Source organism: Dichelobacter nodosus, from assembly GCF_001263335.1.
Taxonomy (GTDB): domain Bacteria; phylum Pseudomonadota; class Gammaproteobacteria; order Cardiobacteriales; family Cardiobacteriaceae; genus Dichelobacter; species Dichelobacter nodosus.
In genome coordinates this window covers 97,085-115,489 of the sequence record NZ_LGVW01000013.1, presented here as the reverse complement: position 1 = coordinate 115,489, position 18,405 = coordinate 97,085, and the positions used below count along the sequence as shown (strand labels likewise).

The 18,405-nt window shown below is 46.1% G+C and carries 15 protein-coding genes and 2 tRNA genes; 2 read left to right on the top strand and 15 right to left on the bottom strand.

Features of this window, described 5'->3' with window-relative positions:
- From AKG33_RS03435 to AKG33_RS03405, 7 genes are all read right to left on the bottom strand, one after another.
- The coding region (locus AKG33_RS03435; RefSeq protein WP_050707940.1) for a hypothetical protein at positions 1-291 on the bottom strand (291 nt) is incomplete at its 3' end.
- Positions 292-412: 121 nt separating this feature from the next.
- Positions 413-1,360: a COG2958 family protein gene (locus AKG33_RS03430; protein ID WP_050707939.1), complete on the bottom strand. Its 948-nt coding sequence runs from the start codon at positions 1,358-1,360 to the stop codon at positions 413-415.
- 1 nt (position 1,361) lies between these two features.
- Positions 1,362-2,081 carry a M48 family metallopeptidase gene (locus AKG33_RS03425; RefSeq protein ID WP_041729390.1) on the bottom strand — a complete coding sequence of 240 codons (720 nt, stop codon included), beginning with the start codon at positions 2,079-2,081 and terminating at the stop codon, positions 1,362-1,364.
- Positions 2,078-5,176: a type I restriction endonuclease subunit R gene (locus AKG33_RS03420; RefSeq protein ID WP_050707938.1), complete on the bottom strand. Its 3,099-nt coding sequence runs from the start codon at positions 5,174-5,176 to the stop codon at positions 2,078-2,080. The genes AKG33_RS03425 and AKG33_RS03420 overlap by 4 nt, the downstream gene beginning before the upstream one ends.
- Complete coding sequence (locus AKG33_RS07355) at positions 5,169-5,612, bottom strand: SMODS domain-containing nucleotidyltransferase (protein ID WP_050707937.1); 444 nt, start codon at positions 5,610-5,612, stop codon at positions 5,169-5,171. The genes AKG33_RS03420 and AKG33_RS07355 overlap by 8 nt, the downstream gene beginning before the upstream one ends.
- Entirely contained in the window at positions 5,609-6,823 is a 1,215-nt protein-coding gene (locus AKG33_RS03410; RefSeq protein ID WP_050707936.1) for a restriction endonuclease subunit S, read from the bottom strand. Before AKG33_RS03410 ends, AKG33_RS07355 begins: the two co-directional genes overlap by 4 nt.
- Entirely contained in the window at positions 6,814-9,294 is a 2,481-nt protein-coding gene (locus AKG33_RS03405) for an N-6 DNA methylase (RefSeq protein ID WP_050707935.1), read from the bottom strand. Before AKG33_RS03405 ends, AKG33_RS03410 begins: the two co-directional genes overlap by 10 nt.
- 361 nt (positions 9,295-9,655) lie before the next feature.
- Between AKG33_RS03405 and AKG33_RS03400 the strand changes: the two genes are divergently transcribed.
- Together AKG33_RS03400 and AKG33_RS03395 are read left to right on the top strand one after the other, a co-directional pair.
- Positions 9,656-10,393, top strand: coding sequence for a GNAT family N-acetyltransferase (locus tag AKG33_RS03400; protein ID WP_011927970.1), 738 nt, complete (start codon positions 9,656-9,658; stop codon positions 10,391-10,393).
- A gap of 10 nt (positions 10,394-10,403) precedes the next feature.
- Entirely contained in the window at positions 10,404-11,198 is a 795-nt protein-coding gene (locus AKG33_RS03395) for a lysophospholipid acyltransferase family protein (RefSeq protein ID WP_050707934.1), read from the top strand.
- Positions 11,199-11,254: 56 nt separating this feature from the next.
- Here the strand turns inward: AKG33_RS03395 and AKG33_RS03390 are convergent, their stop codons facing one another.
- The 8 genes from AKG33_RS03390 to AKG33_RS03360 form a co-directional block, all read right to left on the bottom strand.
- Positions 11,255-11,569 carry an HU family DNA-binding protein gene (locus AKG33_RS03390; protein ID WP_011927972.1) on the bottom strand — a complete coding sequence of 105 codons (315 nt, stop codon included), beginning with the start codon at positions 11,567-11,569 and terminating at the stop codon, positions 11,255-11,257.
- Between the two features lie 191 nt (positions 11,570-11,760).
- Positions 11,761-14,178: an endopeptidase La gene (gene lon / locus AKG33_RS03385; protein WP_050707933.1), complete on the bottom strand. Its 2,418-nt coding sequence runs from the start codon at positions 14,176-14,178 to the stop codon at positions 11,761-11,763.
- A 13-nt stretch (positions 14,179-14,191) separates the two neighbouring features.
- The gene (gene clpX, locus AKG33_RS03380; RefSeq protein ID WP_011927974.1) at positions 14,192-15,469 is read right to left on the bottom strand and encodes an ATP-dependent Clp protease ATP-binding subunit ClpX; all 1,278 of its coding nucleotides are present in this window, start codon (positions 15,467-15,469) and stop codon (positions 14,192-14,194) included.
- A 16-nt stretch (positions 15,470-15,485) separates the two neighbouring features.
- Positions 15,486-16,097, bottom strand: coding sequence for an ATP-dependent Clp endopeptidase proteolytic subunit ClpP (gene clpP / locus AKG33_RS03375; RefSeq protein WP_011927975.1), 612 nt, complete (start codon positions 16,095-16,097; stop codon positions 15,486-15,488).
- Positions 16,098-16,338: 241 nt separating this feature from the next.
- Positions 16,339-17,658, bottom strand: coding sequence for a trigger factor (gene tig / locus AKG33_RS03370; protein WP_011927976.1), 1,320 nt, complete (start codon positions 17,656-17,658; stop codon positions 16,339-16,341).
- A 55-nt stretch (positions 17,659-17,713) separates the two neighbouring features.
- A tRNA-Leu gene (locus AKG33_RS03365) sits at positions 17,714-17,798 on the bottom strand.
- A gap of 16 nt (positions 17,799-17,814) precedes the next feature.
- Positions 17,815-18,006 (bottom strand): hypothetical protein, encoded by a 192-nt coding sequence (locus AKG33_RS07160; RefSeq protein WP_081423577.1) that lies wholly within the window; start codon positions 18,004-18,006, stop codon positions 17,815-17,817.
- Positions 18,007-18,085: 79 nt separating this feature from the next.
- A tRNA-Val gene (locus tag AKG33_RS03360) sits at positions 18,086-18,162 on the bottom strand.
- Positions 18,163-18,405: the final 243 nt, after the last annotated feature.

Genomic DNA, 18,405 nt, shown 5'->3' with positions numbered 1-18,405 from the left:
ACGCTCCAATTCCGGCAGATGTTTTGTCCAGACTTGCTCGCCGATTTTGGCGACTTCCTGCCATTGTTCCGGCGACGGCAGCGGTTCGGGGAAGACTTTATGCGCCGGCGGAAACCCTGCTTTCTTTTCCTTCTCACGTAACAACGCAAGAATGCTGCTATTTTCCGGTGAACTTTCCCAACCTTTATCCGGTGTAATCGGTCTTCTGATGCCGTATTCATCTACATATTCCGGCGCCGTCACCGTGCCTTTATAGCCCAATTTCGCCGCTTGCCGTGCGCTCAAACTCATCAGCGTGCAGCGGCAGTTATGCGTGAAGACTCCTTTGGCAGCTATAATGCCTTCGAGGTTTAAATCATAAACGTGACCAGCATAATCAAATCGGCGAATATCTGGCCGTCATCGGCGATAGTCAATAATCCAGAACTGAAACGTCCCAGTCGGCAGGGCGTGCCTCTCCGATTTGGTAGAACTGCTTCACCAGCTTCACGTATTCCAGAAAATCTCGGTTTTCTGTAGCCAGACGATTGACCATATCCCAATCGATTTCGTCACGTTCTCGAGCTGGAATCAACACTTGGCTGTCGGCAGGGTTTTCCACGTCCAGCTTGATGAAACCGATACCGTGGGCGGCAAACAACATTCGCAGTTCCTTCAGCGTATCGGTGCCGCCGATTTCCGCAGCGACTAAATAGCCGAAATTGCCCCACGACGAATTTGATACAGCTTGAAAGAAACACTCACGCACGTTCGAACGGTTGAGCAGTAACTTGACTTCGAATGACCATAACTTGGTGCGCTTGTCGGAATACTGCATTACGCAGTCGCGCACTTCACGATGCCATTCCTTGCCTAAATCTTCCATACCTACCACGTCAGGGTAAAGCCAGCGGTTGCCGTTCGGACCGCGCTTGTTCGAAGAACGCTTCTCGTCGATGCGTTTGGAAAAAACGCCAAACTCCTCCCATAGGTATTGCGAGAGCAGCGGGTACAGAGCGTGTTCATCAATTTTCAAAGCACTTGCATCAGCAGCCATTGGCGTGCTCTTGCTTTCGGCAGCTGTCACTTCGGCGCTGTCCGAGCGCTCCGAATAGTAGTACTTGCGCGGTCGTCCTTCAGTTGTTTTGAGTTTGGGATATTTCTTTTGCAACTGTGGACGTTGTGAACCGATTTCTGCGACGAGCTGCTGCACCAAATCCGCATCAGATTTGATGTAATCGCCGCGGCTGTTGGCGCGTTTTTCTTGGCATTCAACCGGATAAGTGTCGAATATCCACTCGGCAATCTGCCGTGCGGTAAATTTTTCTTCAGGTTGAGCTTTTAAATAGCCGATAACAATTTTTGCTAGATTTAGTGCCATATCATTCCTTCCAATCCTCTGCAGCCAGCGGTAATTCGTTGAGCTCGGCGCGCGCCTCACGCCAGCAGGGATAATGCTCTTCAAGGATAGCGGTGAAGCGAATATTGTGCGTGGGTTCGATCAAATGAGCCATTTCATGCACGATGACGTACTCCAATAAATCCTTAGGTTTTTTCACCAGTTCTGTATTGAGGCGGATATTTCCCTCTGCATAATTACAACTTCCCCACTTGGTTTTCATTCGTTGTAGGAAATATTTTGAGACCTTCACTTTAAGCTTTTGTTCCCACTTTTGAATCAGTGGCGGTACGACCTCGTGCAGTAATGCCTTGTGCCATTCATGCATCACCTCTGCGCGTTTGTCTGCACTGCTGCCCGGACGAACAATTAGGGTGATCCGTTTATTGTTGAGGACAACACTAGGCTTTACATGCTGGTAGTTCACCGTCATTAGGTAACGCCGTCCCCAAACGTGGTGGCTCTCACGCTCAACGAACTGGCGTGGTGTTTCTCGTGCCTGACATTTCAGTTTTTTCTGCTGTTCCCGAATCCAGAGCAACTTAGAGATCGCGTAGGCACGCGCTACTTCTAGGCGAATATTGGTTGGGGTGGAGAGGGTCACGCGTCCATCAGGCGGATGAACGGTGAGGTGAACATTCTTGATGTCCTTTCTGATCAGCGCTATTGAAATTTCGCCCAGTTGGAGCATGTCGTTGCTCATCGGTACCCCGGTTGGTTCTTGATGATTTCGAAAATAGCCTGCGTCGCCGTTTGATCTTTCGACATGATGGGAAACAGTGCATTGAGCACCTGCTTCTCACGAACGTCATCTCCATACCAATTTGCTGGCGCCTGCTCTCGCATCGCCTGATCAAGTTTGAGCGCGAGCGCGGCTTTATCATTGTCGTTCGTCGGACAAACGAACGTTTTATCCGTCGAAATGCTAGCCAGATTGTTGAAGAGAACGATCGCTTCCGGGTGACCGTTGAGCACGCGCGGATAGTTACCTGTATTCTTGGTTGCCATCTTTTTCACCAACTCTTCAACTTTCTGGAGGAATTGCTTGTAAGCAGCGGTATCGTCGCACTGTTGTTTGATCAGATCTTCGAGGAGCTTGGAAATCTCGTCGTAAAACTTCGGATCAGTCAGTTGTTCCCGAACAATCGTCTTGCGTATGTTGTTGATGATGCCTTCAGCAATCGCATTATTCGATAGCTTGCCTTTCTGGTTGAACTTCTTGGCAATGGCATCGTGAATGCCGGTTTCGATGATCAGCTCGGTCAGTGAGAGCAAACTAAGATTTCCCAAATCTTCGGCTGGATCTGCTTGAATGTAGGTGTTGATGAGGTGACGCATATCCGCTTCATAAGGTTTAATGTCCAATTCTTCGCCCGAATGCATCTTGATCGCTGTGTGCGTGTCGCTGTAGAACTCGACCTCCTTTTCAAGTGCAGCAATATCAGCCGCCGAATATCCCGCGTCCTCGAGATTCTGGGCAATTTCTGCATAAGCGCGCAGGAATGTGGCTGTTGACTTGTAGAAAGAGATGCGCAGCGGTTCGGTGTTTAGCAATGCTTCTGGATCGTTGGCATCACCGCAGAAATAGTGGAGATACTGCTCTATTTCGCGAGGTATAGTCACCGGTTCACATAAGTAGCGCAGTGCTTCTCGGGCGGCATCGAGCCGCGCTTTGCCTTCCTTTAACCAATCTTTTACAACTACGTTGCCGTTATCGCCATCTTCATCGATATCCAGCTCGTCCGAAGTGTAGACGGCAATGGAGTTCTGCACTTTCTCAAACAATTCTTTATAGTCAACGATGTGACCGTAACCCTTATCGTCGCCGTCGAGCCGGTTTGTGCGACAAATAGCTTGAAATAGATTGTGATCGCGCAGCTCGTTATCAAGGTAAATGTAGGTACAGGAAGGCGCATCGAATCCAGTCAGTAGCTTACTTACCACGATCAGCAACTTCAGATTGGCAGGCTCATTAATGAAGCGCTGCTTGGTTTTATCTTCGTAGTCCTTAGTGGTTTGATTCTTCTGCAGGACGTGCTGGGTGTAAGTATCAAACTTGTAACGCTCATCGCTGTCCTCGGGCTCGCGCGAAATCGCGTTATGGTTAGGTTCGTAGGACGTAATAATGCCGCAGTGCTTGCCAAATGACGTGTTTTGAAATAAACGGAAATAGTGACAGGCGTCGTAGATGGAGGCTGCCACCAGAATAGCCGTGCCTCGATCATTGTTGAGACGCGGCTGGACTCCAAAGTCGTGAATGATGTCAGCAATAATGCGCTGCTTGCGTTCACCGGAACTCATCAGCTTTTCCATCGTTGCCCAGCGTTTTCGTAGAACCGAACGCTGAAAGTTGTTCAATCCTTTAGTTTTTTGTTCAAACCATGCATCGATAGCTTCCTTTGACGTTAGACGTTGAGGCACGTTGCGCGCTTCATATTTCAGATCAAGCACCACTTTATCTGCCACCGCTTCATTGAATTTGTAGGTGTGGATATAAGTGCCGAAAACCTCGCGAGTGGTTTGTTTGTCTTTGCGCAATAGAGGCGTACCGGTGAAACCGATGAAAATGGCGTCCTTGAGCCATCGCTTCATCTGTTTGTTCATATCGCCGCCTTGCGTGCGATGACATTCATCAACAAAGACGTATACATTGCCTACCACTTTCGGAGGTTCGCTCTTCAAATCGGTTGTATCAAACTTGTGGATCAATGCACACATCAAACGCGGCGTAGCTGCTCCTAGCTTTTCAATCAATTCCGCGCGCGAGGTGATGCGCGGCGATGCTGCATGCTCACCAATTACCCCTGCATTACGCATCACCCCCGCTATTTGCTTATCCAACTCATCGCGGTCAGTAATGACTAAGACGCGGGCGTGCGGATCAAATTCCAGTAACCATTTAGCAAGCAACACCATCAAAATGCTCTTGCCGCTGCCTTGGGTGTGCCAAATTACACCGCCTTCTTTCTGCTTCACTCGTTCCTGTGCTGCTTTCACGCCGTGGTATTGATGAACGCGCGGCACCTTTTTTTGCCCAGCATCGAAGATAATGAAGTTGCGAATCAGATCCAGCAAGCGCACTTTGTCAAACATTTGCGCCAAAGGTTTATCGAGCAGCGCACCTTCTGCGATGGGCTCTGATGCGGCTGTGTCTTTATCTTTCCATTCGACGAAAAACTTTTCAGGGGTACCTGTGGTGCCGTAACGTAAACCTTGCGAATCGTTTCCTGCCAGCACTAACTGCACCGTGCTGAAAAATCCTTTATTGAAAATCTCTTCCTGATTGGTAATAAGCTGACGAATACCGTCGGCAACCTCCACCGAACCGCGTTTCAACTCAATAACAGCGATCGCGATGCCATTGATGTAAACAACCAAATCAGGTCGCCGTTCGTAGCCGCCGCGCAATGTAACCTCTTCAGCCAAACCAAAATCGTTGTTGTCAGGCGTTTCCCAATCAATGAGGTGTACAGTTTCATGCGCCTGCCCAGCTGCAATCTGCACCGGCACACCATAGCGTAGCAGTTGGTAGGTGCGCAGATTGGCTTGGTACAAAGTGATGTCGGTGGAATCGGTGGCGGTTAGGAGCTTTTGCAGCGCCGCAGAAATATGCGCGTCGGAATAACCACGCTTTTTGAGGTTATCGCGCAAAAAACCTGCTTCGAGGCATCGGTTGTTGTCGCGTTTACTCCAATCACCTAAGTAATTGTACCCAAGACAGTCAGGACGACTTGCAGCGGTAAATAGGGCAACCACGCGGTTCTGCGTCTTGCGTTCGGATCTGGCTTTTTCAGACATTGCTACTTCCTTTGGAAACTTTTTTCAATTCTTTTGGAAGGAAGGCATCAATTTCCTCATCGGAAAAAGTCATGTCTTCCAGCTTTTTTAATGATTTTTGTGCGTTGCTGTACGCTTTAAAATTGGTGCTAGGCGCTCTGGCGTAAACTGCGTGCAGCTCATCGAGAAGCGCATCTCTACGTGCCCGAATAGACTCCAACGGAATATCCCATTTATTCTTGGGCATGATGTACAGCATATCCAGATCGGAAATGCCATTGATGCCTGTTTTTCTGCCAAACGAGCCGATTTGAAGCGTGTTCGCGGTTTTTGATTCTGTATTGCGGAATTGCTTGTTCAGCGCCGACGTGAGTTCGCCATAGCGCATGCTGATCATCTCTCTGTTACTCACCGCCAGATTGTCAATAAAGTTAGAAAACATTTTCGCAACGCTCATACCAGCCTCGTCTTTCCAGTGAGCAGCTCCTGCATCATGGCTTGCTTGATGTTGTGAGTTTTATCTCGTCTCGCTTCGAGGGCTGACAGCTCGGCGTCCATCTCAGAAAGAACGGTAGCGATAGCGCATTGTTCAACGTAGCTCGGGAACATGATTTCCAAGTTGCGAACGTCGCCGCTGTTTATGGCGGGATAATTCGAGCCAGTTAGTAAAGTATCGATCTGACGATTTACATCAGCAGCAAAAAAATGGCTGAAGACAAAGGCTGGACATGTAACGCCTTCGCGGCAACGAATCACACAAAATCCTGTTGAACATACCCAGTGCCCTGCGTCGCCTTTAAACAGCAAATGTGATTGCAGATTCGGCCTGACTGTTGAAACAAGCACATCGTTTGGCATCAATTTTCTTCGAGCGCGCGATGGGGCATCGATAAATACTTGTTCGGAGTGGCTTCTCAATTGGCCGCGATCTACATCCTCTAATGAGATGTAGTTAAACCAGAAATCGGTGGCGGTATCAGCACCAAGATTTTCGGGGTCAGTGTCAACTACGTCACCCAAGCGTTTAAGCTGCCACTCCCCACTGAACCCCGGCAGACGAGTTTCACCAGTGAGTAGTTGCTGCATGGTCGCCTGCTTCAGATCGCGCTTCTTGGCGATCATTTTGTCAAGGGTGGCGAGCAATGCATCGACATCGCTCAGGGCTTGGGCGATGGCGCGTTGTTCGGTTTCGGTCGGGGGTAATGGGATTTTGGTTTTTCGAATAATCCCGTTGTAAAGCCGAGATATTGTGCTTCCTTCCGGCGAAGCCCATTTTATTGCCTGATAGCATTGATAAAGATATTCGTTTTTTATCTTGGTGCGATCAATGTCGAGCCAAACGATGTTGGAGTCTTGGAAATATGCATCTTCTCCATCGTAAATAACTGTTTTTCCCAATGTCCCCGCAGCCGACAGCAAGACGTCGCCTTTTTTTGGAAAGGAATATTTTCTTTTATATTCACGATAGAGGTTGCCAGAAATAAAGGCATCAGGAGCCCTACCAAAAGTTCCAATCTTGAAAAAAGGAATATCTCCAGTGGGATTTGTTTGTTCCGAAAAAATGCGCTTGCACATCCGAATTTCTGCTAATTCCCCCAGGGATGCATCTTTCCAATCCTCAGGAATAACCCCCACCTCAGTCATTTTGTAACCAGACCTCAGTTCCATACCGCCCCCATTTTCTTGAGGTGTTCTTCCACCCGTGCTGATAGTGCTTCGAGTTCTTTAGTCAGCGTCGGCAGCGGCGTGGCATAGCGTTCCGCAAGCTGGCGGATGCGGCTGGTGAGGGTTTGAGAAATGCGATCCAGCTCGTTTTGCACGGCATCAGCCAAGTTTGCCAGCCATTTATCGTCTACTACAAGTTGCTTGATTTCGTCCTCGGTCAGTTTGGGATACTTATCATTTACTTTGGCTTCAAGATCGTCTTTTGCTACTTTCAGCTTGGCTTTGATATCGGTTTGTTCGTCAAGCAAGTCGGCGTAGTCTTTTAGCACCTTATATTCCTCGGCGCAGTCAGGATCTTTGTTGATTTCCTTCAGGCGAGTTTTGACAGCCTTGGCAGTAATCTTCTGCTTATCACCTTCGCCTTCGATGATCTCAGTCATCAATCCTTCTTCGCCGCTGTTTTCTTCCATCATTTCTTGAAGTTGTTGTTCGATATCTGCCAGTTTGGTTTCCAGTGTTTCAATGGCATCGTGTTCAGTGATGAAATAACGAGCGATCAGAATGGGCGTGGGAACCAGTTCGGATTTGAAGCGGCGCTTGCCTTTTGTGTAATCAAAAGGTTCTTTTGGCCACGCCAATTTTCCATTTGCATCTTTGATTTTAACCACTTCACGCGGTTGTGCCCCAGCCTGCCAACCTACGTTGGCTATCAGATAGCAGTCGTCTTGCATTGTCTCACCCCAATAGTCCATGAGGTGTTGATATACGTCATAGGCATTGATGAGGGGCGTTGGCTTGAATCGGGCAAGTAAATCTTCGGATAGCGCCTTAATCAGTTGTTTTGGATTGCTGTTTTTCGCAAATCCCTTCAGTTGTGGAATATTGACCTGCTTCCACTCAGCAAAGATTTGGGTGATCGCCTGATTGAATGCGGTAAATTCAGAATGTGCAAAAATGGCAGTTTTCACTTCGGCGATGGGCAACGTCAACTGCGCATAACCGGTGCGTCCGGCTGATGCGAACAGGGTATTACGCACACCGGGGAACACCTTCCAATAATCGCTCAACGCATCTAGGTCACGCTCTGGTATCCCGCCACGTAAATGACCGTCAATATCTTGAAGGTCTTCAGGTTCGGTGCTGTCGATGTAGCGGGGTAGGTTGAGATTGTAGTCATTCTTGGGGGCTGAGATCTCAGTTAGCGGCACCATGCGCGAGTAGCGTGGCAACTCTGTCAACTTGGTGAAGGTATCGACGATCTTATGAATGTCTTGCTCACGGAGGCGATTTTTGGCTCCATCTTTGATGAAACCCTTGGAGGCGTCAATCATGAAGATGCCTTTGCGTTCGGAAGCGGTTTCCTTGTCCAGCACTAGAATGCAGGCGGGAATACCTGTGCCGTAAAACAGATTGCTTGGTAAGCCAATGATCCCTTTGAGGATACCTGACTGCACCAGCTTTTCGCGAATGACAGCCTCGGCATTGCCTCGGAAAAGAACACCGTGAGGGAGAATGCAGGCGCCTTTGCCAGTGCTCTTCATTGAGCGAATGATATGCAGCAAATAAGCGTAGTCGCCTTGCTTTTTAGGCGGTTCGCCCCAAACAAAACGTTGGTATGCATCGTTGGCAGGGGTTAGACCGGTGCTCCAAGTTTTATCCGAAAACGGCGGATTGGCGACAACGTAGTCATAAGTACGCAACAACTCGCCATCTTTAAATTTCGGCGAGGTCAGCGTGTTGCCCTGCAGAATGTTAGCGGTTGGAAAATCGTGCAGGATCATGTTCATACGAGCGAGACCAGCGGTGGTTACGTCCATTTCCTGCCCTTCCAACGTAATGGGTTTTCCAGCTTCAGCGGCTACTTTGAGCAGTAAGGATCCAGAACCACAGGTGGGGTCATACGCAGTGGTTGATGCCACTGTATTAGCAGGGGAAATGCCCACGATTTTCGCCATGATGCGACTAACTTCTGATGGCGTATAGAACTGACCTTTGCTTTTGCCACTTTGCGAGGCGAAGTGCCGCATCAGATATTCGTAGGCATCGCCCAGAATATCGTCATTCTCGGCGCGGTTCTTCGAGAAATTCAGTTCGGGCTTTTGGAAGATGCCGATCAGGTTGCTGATGCGATCCACCATCGCCTGACCCTCACCAAGTTTATTCGGGTCGTTAAAATCAGGAAAATCGCTGCGAGCGAGGCGAGTGTTGGCATCGATCAAGGGTTGAATAATCTGTGTATTGATCTTGTCGCCGATATCGCTTTTGCCTTTGAGGGCAATCATGTCTTTGAAGCTGGCGCCGGGCGGAATAGTGACTGGCGGAAAATCATCAGAATCACCGTATTTATCCGAGATGTATTTGATGAACAGCATGAATAGAACGTAGTCTTTGTATTGACTGGCGTCCATACCGCCGCGCAATTCATCGCAAGATGCCCAGAGTGATGAGTAAAGATCTGATTTCTTGATTGCCATTTATATTCCTATTTCTATGTTGTGCTTATTACTAGGGTGTATTTTACGTTTTCGATGCCGTACAAGACCAGCGGATCGCTAAGTTAAAGCCAGCGCTTCAATGCAGATAATTGAGGGCGATTTATCGAATGATTTCGTTATTACGATTGCCATCATTCATTTCTACGACTTTTCTTTGTACCATATTCACTATTGAAATTGTGGCAGGACTACCAAGATTAGTATTTGAAACTTAAAAAGGTTAACAGCCTATTTTTATTCATCGTATTGATCATTTATATTTTTTCGCCTTCCCTGCCATATCATCAAGCGGAAATATTTGTTTTGTAGAGTAGCGGCATCTTTTAACTGGGAGATAAAGATGCTGCAACAATATCCATCATTGGCTGAAAAACCCCGTTTAACCGTTTCTTTTGCGCAAACTGACGCCGAAATTGAAGAGGCACAACGTCTGCGTTATCAAATATTTGCCGAAGAAATGGGCGCAAAAATCGAAAGCGATCAAAAACGCGATTGCGATCAATACGATCCCTATTGCCAACATTTAATCGTACGCAATCCAGAAGGATTAGTGATCGGTTGCTACCGATTATTAACCGCCGCCAGTGCGCAAGCATTAGGCAGTTGGTACAGCGAAAGCGAATTTAACATGGAACCGCTGCGCGATTTATTGCCGCAAACTATCGAACTCGGGCGCGCCTGCGTGCACCCCGATTATCGAAACGGTGCCACCGTCATGATGTTATGGTCGGGATTAATGCGCTTTGTTTTGCAGCAAAACGTGCGCTACATGATCGGTTGTGCCAGCGTTTGTTTGGAAGACGGCGGCATCACGGCAAGCGCGTTATATCACCAATTAAGCCAAAAACACGGTTGCCCCGAATGTTATCGCGTCACGCCGCACCACCCCTTGCCGCTGCACCCGTTAAACGAAAATATCGAGCCAGAATGTCCGCCGTTATTAAAAGGATATTTGCGCGCCGGCGCTTCTATTTGCAGTCAACCCGCTTGGGATCAGGATTTTAACTGCGCGGATATGTTAATCATGATGCCGCTGGAAAAAATCAATCGCCGCTACTGGAACCATTTTGCAAAATAAGGACGAAATCATGATTTTTTACTGGCGATTAGGACGCATCGGGCTCCATCTCATTTCCGGAATTTTACAACTCGCACTCATCTTTCCCTTTTTCGATAAAACCCAAAAGCAACAGCGGATTCAACATTGGTCGCAGCAATTGCTGCATATATGCGGCGTGCAATTAACCGTTTACGGCGCTATTCCGTCAAGCGCAGGGAAATTATTAGTTGCCAATCATATTTCTTGGTTGGATATTTTCATCATCAACGCCGTATCGCCCCAACGATTTATCGCTAAAGAAGATATTCGCCATTGGTGGCTCATTGGTTATTTGGTAGCGCAAGCGGACACGATTTTTATCCGCCGCAGCCGTCACGCCGTCAATACTCAAACGCTGCACAACATTGCATTAGCGCTGCGCGAAGGCGAAGCTATTGCGCTTTTTCCGGAAGGAACAACGTCTAACGGTGCAGAAATTTTGCCGTTTAAAAGCAGTTTTTTACAAGCGGCAATTGATGCCAAAGCCATGATTACGCCGCTGTGTTGTTATTATCCTGATGAAGCTGGGCGTGCGGATACGGCGATGGCGTATTACGGCGAAATCAGTTTGTGGCAATCGTTATCGGTGTTATTAAAACGCAAAAAAAGCCGCGCCGTTGTGCATTTTTTGCCGGCAGAAACCGCGGAAATGGATCGCCATCAACTAGCGCAGCATTTGCGGCAACAATTGCTGCACGTTTTATATCAACCGCACGGTTTAGCAACAGAACTCAATCAAGTTGAAAACGACGGCTATGCGCTGGATTCTCCTTTAAAGATTTAAAAATTAACCATAAAAAAAGCTACGCTTGGCGTAGCTTTTTTTGTCGCTGGCAACAATTATTTACGCGGTTTCTTCTTCTTAGCTGGATCAGCTTTGGGTTGGTTAACCGCATCTTTTAGTTTTTTACCCGCTTTAAATGCTGGAGTTGTACTGGCTGCAATATTAATTTTTTCGCGGGTGCGTGGATTATGTCCAATCCGAGCAGAACGTTCACGCGTTTCAAATGTACCAAAACCGATTAGGGTTACTTTGTCGCCTTTAACTAAAGATTCGGTTACACAATCGGTGAATGCGTCCAATGCTTTGCCCGCTTGAGCTTTGGTGATGCCCGCTGCTTCGGCAATGACATCAACTAATTCGGTTTTATTCATAATTCCTTGTACCTATATTGAATGAAGAGAGAATCCTGCGGTGTTGCCACGCGCGCACAAATTGTTACCGATGACAATATCACATGTCAAACTTTTTTCTTCACAATTCATGACAATACGCGGCGCCACCAAATATCCCCAAAACCAAAAAATATTTTTTTACAATAAAAACAAATAATAAAAAATTAAATCTAGCAACGACCAGCCGGCGTCTCATGCATTACCGCATTCACCGTTGGCAAAGATTTTTGCTCAATTCTCGCCTTAAATGGCGCATGATCGGCAACAAAAGCGTGGTCAAAAACTTCATGAATATGGCTTACTGGCACAATTTCCAGCGCCGCTTTCACTTCTTCGGGGATTTCGTCTAAATCTTTAAGATTATCTTCTGGGATTAAAACCATTTTTAAACGCCCCCGCTGCGCCGCCAGTAATTTTTCTTTCAAACCGCCAATGGCTAATACTTTTCCGTGTAAGGTAATCTCGCCGGTCATCGCCAAATCGCCACGCACAGCTTGTTTACTCAAAGCCGACAATAAAGCTGTTGCCATCGCAATGCCCGCGCTGGGGCCGTCTTTTGGCGTTGCGCCTTCGGGCAAATGCAGATGAATGTCATATTCATCAAAACGGAAATTATCATCTAAATCATCTAAATAACTGCGCACAACGGATAATGCCGTGCGAATCGATTCCTGCATCACATCGCCTAATTGCCCCGTATGCGTTAGACGACCTTTTCCGGAAAAAGCAATGCCTTCAATTTGCAGCAATTCTCCGCCGACTGATGTCCAAGCAAGACCCGTAACGCTGCCGATTTTGGCTTGTAAATCTTCATCATTGCGGTGATATTTCGCCACGCCTAAAAAATCTTTTAAATTATTAGGCGTAATCAAAATAGATTTTTGCTTTCCTTCCTGCAAACGGCGCACGCTTTTGCGTGCTAATTTGCCGATTTCGCGCTCTAAATTGCGCACGCCGGCTTCGCGCGTGTAATCTTCGATAACATCATTTAACACGCCGTTTTTAATTTTAAATTCGCTGGCTTTTAACACATTTTCTTTACGTTGCCGCGGCAAGATATAGCGCTTAGCAATTTGAATTTTTTCCTGCGTGGTATAACCCGGCAAACGAATTACTTCCATACGATCAAGCAACGGTTCTGAAATATTGAGCGTATTCGCGGTGGCAATAAATAATACATTGGATAAATCAATATCAGTTTCCAGATAATGATCGTTAAACGTATGATTTTGCGCTGGATCAAGCACTTCTAATAATGCTGCTGCGGGATCGCCATGATGATCGTGTCCGATTTTATCGATTTCATCGAGCAAAATAACGGGATTATTACTGCCCAATTTGCATAATTTCTGCACAATTTTTCCCGGTAACGCGCCGATATACGTGCGCCGATGCCCGCGGATTTCGGCTTCATCATGCAAACCGCCCAAAGCGATGCGGTCAAAATCGCGTCCCGTGGCTTCCGCAATCGATTTTCCCAACGATGTTTTGCCCACTCCCGGCGGGCCAATCAAACAAATAATAGGACCTTTGCCGATGGTTCCGGCTTCTTTTTGGTTATGTTCATTAATTCGTTTTTGTACGGCTAAATATTCCAAAATGCGCTCTTTCACATCTTCCAAACCGTAATGATCGCGGTCTAAAATGCGCGCGGCTTCTTCAAGATCGTAGCGTGCCGGTTTTTCAATTGCCCAAGGATAATCAATCAGCCATTCCAAATAATTACGGATAACGTTTGCTTCCGACGACATCGCCGACATTTGTTTTAATTTATTGAGTTCCGAAAGCGCTTTTTTCTCAACGTCAACCGGCATTTTGGCTTTTTTAATTTGCGCTTCGAGCAATTCGATATCATTTTGCGCTTCGTCCATCTCGCCGAGTTCTTTTTGAATGGCTTTAATTTTTTCGTTGAGATAATACTCGCGTTGATTGCGCTCCATTTGTTGTTTGACGCGGTTTTTGATTTTTTTATTTAATTCATTTTTTTCAGACTCTTGCGCTAATAAAATCATTAACCGCTGACTGCGTTCATAAGCATCTTCCATCGCTAATAAATGCACGCGTTCTTCAATGCGGAAATCCATATGCGCGGCGATGGTATCGCTGATGCGCCCGATATCATTAATACCGCGCAAAGTTTCTAACAATTCATCAGCGCTGCGCTCTTGATTGCGCAAATATTTCGCGAATTCTTCAATGAGAATTTCAACGATGCTGTCATGTTCTTCGCTTTTGGTGCTATTTTTTTCGAGCATATTGCGTTTTTTGGCGCTAAACATTTTTTCATCGTCATTTAACGCTTCCAGATGCACGCGGTACAGTCCTTCAACCAGCGCTTTTACCGTTCCATCGCTTAATTTCGCCATTTGCACGATGCGTCCTAAAGAACCAATTTCATGCAAATCTGCCAAAGTCGGTTCAACAATTGCCGGATCGCGTTGTGGTACCAACAATAACTCCTGACTGCCATTCATTGCCGCATCCAAAGCCGCAATAGATTTTTCGCGTCCAATAAATAATGGCACGATCACATGCGGAAAGACGACGACATCGCGTAATGGCAAAATCGGATAAATTTTGTCTGTCATAATGTCCTCAAATTTAAGCAGTTTTCATGATTTTAGTCGGCTGTGTTCCGTCATTGACGTTTTCAGCGCTGATCACGATTTTTTCAACATCAGTTGACGTTGTGGGTAGTTCAAACATGGTATCTAGCAATAATTGCTCAACGATTGACCGCAATCCTCGGGCGCCGGTTTTGCGCGCAATCGCTTTTTGCGCAATTGCAGTGAGCGCGGCATCTTCAAATTCTAAATCAACCTGTTCATAACTGAATATTTTGCTAAATTGGCGCACGATTGCGTTTTTAGGCTCCGTTAAAATGCGCACCAATGCGGATTCATCTAAAGTATCGAGCAAAGTCACGATCGGGAGCCGTCCCACAAATTCGGGAATCAAACCAAATTTCACCAAATCTTCCGGCTCAACTTGTTTCAATAATTGCGCTTCCGCACCTTCTACCAAACTGTTTTTACCGCGTACCGCGGCATTAAAGCCAATGCTGCCTTTATCCGTACGTTTGGCGATAATTTTTTCCAAACCATCAAAGGCGCCGCCACAAATAAAGAGAATATTGCGCGTATCTACGTGTGTCATTTCTTGTTGCGGGTGTTTGCGTCCACCGTGCGGCGGAACGGCAGCAATCGTGCCTTCAACTAATTTGAGTAACGCTTGTTGCACACCTTCACCGGAAACGTCGCGAGTAATTGAAGCGCTATCGCCTTTGCGCGCGATTTTATCGATTTCATCGATGTAGATAATGCCGCGTTCGGCTTGCGTGACGTCGTTATCACAATTCATCAATAATTTTTGAATAATCGTTTCCACGTCATCGCCAACATATCCGGCTTCCGTTAACGCTGTAGCATCGGCAATGGCAAACGGTACGTTTAAACATTTTGCCAACGTTTGAGCGAGCAAAGTTTTTCCCGAACCGGTAGAGCCGATCATCAAAATATTACTTTTGGCAATTTCAATACCATCATCATCTTCAGCATTTTGATTTAAACGCAAGCGTTTGTAATGATTATAAACGGCGACCGCTAACGATTTTTTCGCCTGATCTTGTCCGATAATGTAACGATCCAAAAAAGATTTAATTTCTTGCGGCGTGGGTAATTCGGTGGTGAAAAAATCTTCATCGCCATCTGCCGCGGTTTTTGGTGAATTATCCGCTTTGGGCGTCAAATTTTGGTTTTGCATCAAATTTTGGCAACCGGCAACGCAGCTGTCGCAAATATAAACGCCATTGCCGCCAACAATGTGGTTTACTTCTTGTTCTGATTTACCACAAAAAGAACATTTGATTAATTCAGTCATTACTGGCTCCTTTTCTTTAAGCGGAAACCGATTCACGATGCGTTAAAATCGCATCAACCAAACCATATTCTTGCGCGCGTTCTGCGCTCATAAAATTATCGCGTTCGGTATCGCGGCTGATTGTTTCCAAATCTTGACCGCTGTGTTTGGCTAAAATTTGATTCAAACGTTCACGAATAAACAAAATTTCACGGGCATGAATATCAATATCAGATGCTTGACCGCGAAAGCCGCCCAAAGGTTGGTGAATCATCACGCGCGAATTCGGCAACGCATAGCGTTTTCCTGCTGCGCCTGCCGCTAATAAAACCGCGCCCATCGATGCCGCTTGCCCCAAAACCATGGTGCTAACATCGGGTTTAATAAATTGCATGGTGTCGTAAATCGACATGCCTGCGGTGACTGATCCGCCTGGAGAATTAATATAAAAATGAATATCTTGATCGGGATTTTCTGCTTCTAAAAATAATAATTGCGCGACCACTAAATTTGCTGAAGCATCGTTGACTTCACCGACTAAAAAAACCACGCGTTCTTTTAATAAACGCGAATAAATATCAAACGCCCGTTCGCCGCGTCCCGTTTGCTCCACAACCATAGGGATTGGAAGATTATTCATAATATCCATAACAACTCCTTTTATCTTAAAAAACTAACAGCTTTGCCAATCATTACGCTTCTAGCAACATAATTTACTTAATGAGGGCATTGTATCGGATATGCAAGCGAGATGTTTGCTTCCTGCCGTGGTTTTGCGTTACGCATCAATCATAATTGCCGCTGCGTTTTCCATCTTTTTCACAACGAAAATTAATAAGGAAGACAAAAAAGGCGGCAAAAGCGCCGCCTTAAAAAGAAGAAATGCAAAATTAACCGTGAATTTGTGCGTTAACCGCCATGATTTCTTGGAATGAGCGCGTTTCGTAGGAAACTTTTGCTTTTTCATACAATTGATCGATCAATTGTTCTTCTAAAATCACGGCTTCCAAATCGCGGCGAGATTTTTCATCGTTTTGATACCATTTTTTAACTTCTTCTGGATCTTCATAAGTCGCTGCAATGCTTTCTAAACGTTCTTGCACGCGACTTTGATCGATTTCAATTTGCCGCTCATCGAATAATTTGCCTAACAATAATCCGAGCTGTATCCGTCGTTTTGCATTTTTTTCAAATAATTGATGCATTAATTGATGACGTTTTTCTGTGTCCGGAATTTGTTTTTCTAAATTGAATTCTTTTGCCATACGTTCCATTTCTTGATGCAATGAAGCATTAGGCACGATTTGATCGGCATTTTTTTCTAAAATCGCATCAAATAAACGTTCGCGTTTAATCCGGCGTTTTGCTTTTTCCAATTCACGGCTCATATTGTCGCGGATAGCTCTTCTAAAATCGGCGGCGTCACCGCTGGCAATGCCAAACGCTTTGATAAAGCTTTCATCAACTTCCGGCAAAATCATCGCTTCAACTTTTTTCAGCGTCGCAGCAAATTGCGCGGTTTTACCGGCTAAATTTTCGCTCGGATAGTCTTCGGGGAATTGAACGTCAAAAGATTTTTCTTCGCCGGCTTTCATGCCTTGCAAACCGCGTTCAAAATCCGGCAACATTTGACCGCTGCCCAAATTAAAGCAGAAATCTTCGCCTTTGCCGCCTTCAAAAGGTTCACCGTTTAACGTGCCGATAAAATCAAGCGTTAACCGATCGCCGTTTCCGGCAATTTTGTCGGATTCAACGAAATTCGCGCGTTGACGGCGCAAAGTGTCGATCATTTCGTCAACATCTTTATCGCTTAATTGCGCATCGGGCAATGTAATATCCAAAGCATCTAAACCGTTGACGACGACTTCCGGCATCACTTCAAAAATCGCTTCAAATTTCAAAGCTTCGCCTTCTTTAAAGCCGCTGATCAATTCAATTTGGGGCGGCGCGACCGGCGCATAATCGCTTTTGCTGATAATTTCACGATAACTGCGGTCAATCTCATCTCCCAAAACGTCTTGCCGCGCGCTGATGCCGTAACGTTGTTTGATGATATGCGGCGGTACTTTTCCAGGGCGAAAACCATCAATCCGCAACCGCGGACGCAAACTTTTTAAACGCTGGGTGACAGCCTGATCGATATCCCCAGCCGGAATTTCGACTGTCAGTTTATGCGCCAGACCTTCTAATTTCTCGATGGAAGATTCCATGCTGACCTCAATAATATTTTAGTTAGAAACAAAAAAAGCGCCGGTGGCGCAAGTTTGGTGCGAAAGGAGAGACTCGAACTCTCACGGGTCACCCCGCTGGAATCTAAATCCAGTGCGTCTACCAATTCCGCCACTCTCGCGTGATAAGGCGGGAAATTATACGCAGATTAGCGATAAAATCAAGAAAATTGCCGTATAAATGCCGTGGTTTTGCGCGCTTAAAAAGCGTTTAAAAACTTTATTTTGCGTGCCATCGGCGCCGTGAATTTTTTCATCAGACGCTGAAAGATTCATTGAGCGCGCGCGGATAGTTTTTGCCAAAATGCGGGCGTTAGTAATCGTCAACATACTGAAATAATTGATGATGCATTTTGGACGATTGAGCAATGAAAAAGCATAAAAAAACCCCGAACGGTCAGGGTGAAATTGGTAGGCATAATTGGACTCGAACCAACGACCCCCACCATGTCAAGGTGGTGCTCTAACCAACTGAGCTATATGCCTAAAAGAGGCGGCGAATTATAGGCGTTGTGTTGCATGATTGCAAGCATTATTTATTGTGGTTTCCGGAATATTTTGAAACGAGAGCAGATTTATTGTTCTTTGTAAATAATTGTAAAAATACCGTAATACCTTTTTTCTAAAATTTTTGCGATATTTCCACGTAATATCCCGTTTTATAAAGATTAATTGATTGCATTTCTTCTTTTTCGTTACGCATAAGGCAGTTTGAACGTTTAACTGGAG

Excerpts from the sequence above, each read along its gene's own strand:
- AKG33_RS03430 (WP_050707939.1), bottom strand. The coding sequence starts at position 1,360 with ATGGCACTAAATCTAGCAAAAATTGTTATCGGCTATTTAAAAGCTCAA.
- AKG33_RS03425 (WP_041729390.1), bottom strand. The coding sequence starts at position 2,081 with ATGAGCAACGACATGCTCCAACTGGGCGAAATTTCAATAGCGCTGATC.
- AKG33_RS03420 (WP_050707938.1), bottom strand. The coding sequence starts at position 5,176 with ATGTCTGAAAAAGCCAGATCCGAACGCAAGACGCAGAACCGCGTGGTT.
- AKG33_RS07355 (WP_050707937.1), bottom strand. The coding sequence starts at position 5,612 with ATGAGCGTTGCGAAAATGTTTTCTAACTTTATTGACAATCTGGCGGTG.
- AKG33_RS03410 (WP_050707936.1), bottom strand. The coding sequence starts at position 6,823 with ATGGAACTGAGGTCTGGTTACAAAATGACTGAGGTGGGGGTTATTCCT.
- AKG33_RS03405 (WP_050707935.1), bottom strand. The coding sequence starts at position 9,294 with ATGGCAATCAAGAAATCAGATCTTTACTCATCACTCTGGGCATCTTGC.
- AKG33_RS03400 (WP_011927970.1), top strand. The coding sequence starts at position 9,656 with ATGCTGCAACAATATCCATCATTGGCTGAAAAACCCCGTTTAACCGTT.
- AKG33_RS03395 (WP_050707934.1), top strand. The coding sequence starts at position 10,404 with ATGATTTTTTACTGGCGATTAGGACGCATCGGGCTCCATCTCATTTCC.
- AKG33_RS03390 (WP_011927972.1), bottom strand. The coding sequence starts at position 11,569 with ATGAATAAAACCGAATTAGTTGATGTCATTGCCGAAGCAGCGGGCATC.
- lon (WP_050707933.1), bottom strand. The coding sequence starts at position 14,178 with ATGACAGACAAAATTTATCCGATTTTGCCATTACGCGATGTCGTCGTC.
- clpX (WP_011927974.1), bottom strand. The coding sequence starts at position 15,469 with ATGACTGAATTAATCAAATGTTCTTTTTGTGGTAAATCAGAACAAGAA.
- clpP (WP_011927975.1), bottom strand. The coding sequence starts at position 16,097 with ATGGATATTATGAATAATCTTCCAATCCCTATGGTTGTGGAGCAAACG.
- tig (WP_011927976.1), bottom strand. The coding sequence starts at position 17,658 with ATGGAATCTTCCATCGAGAAATTAGAAGGTCTGGCGCATAAACTGACA.
- AKG33_RS07160 (WP_081423577.1), bottom strand. The coding sequence starts at position 18,006 with ATGTTGACGATTACTAACGCCCGCATTTTGGCAAAAACTATCCGCGCG.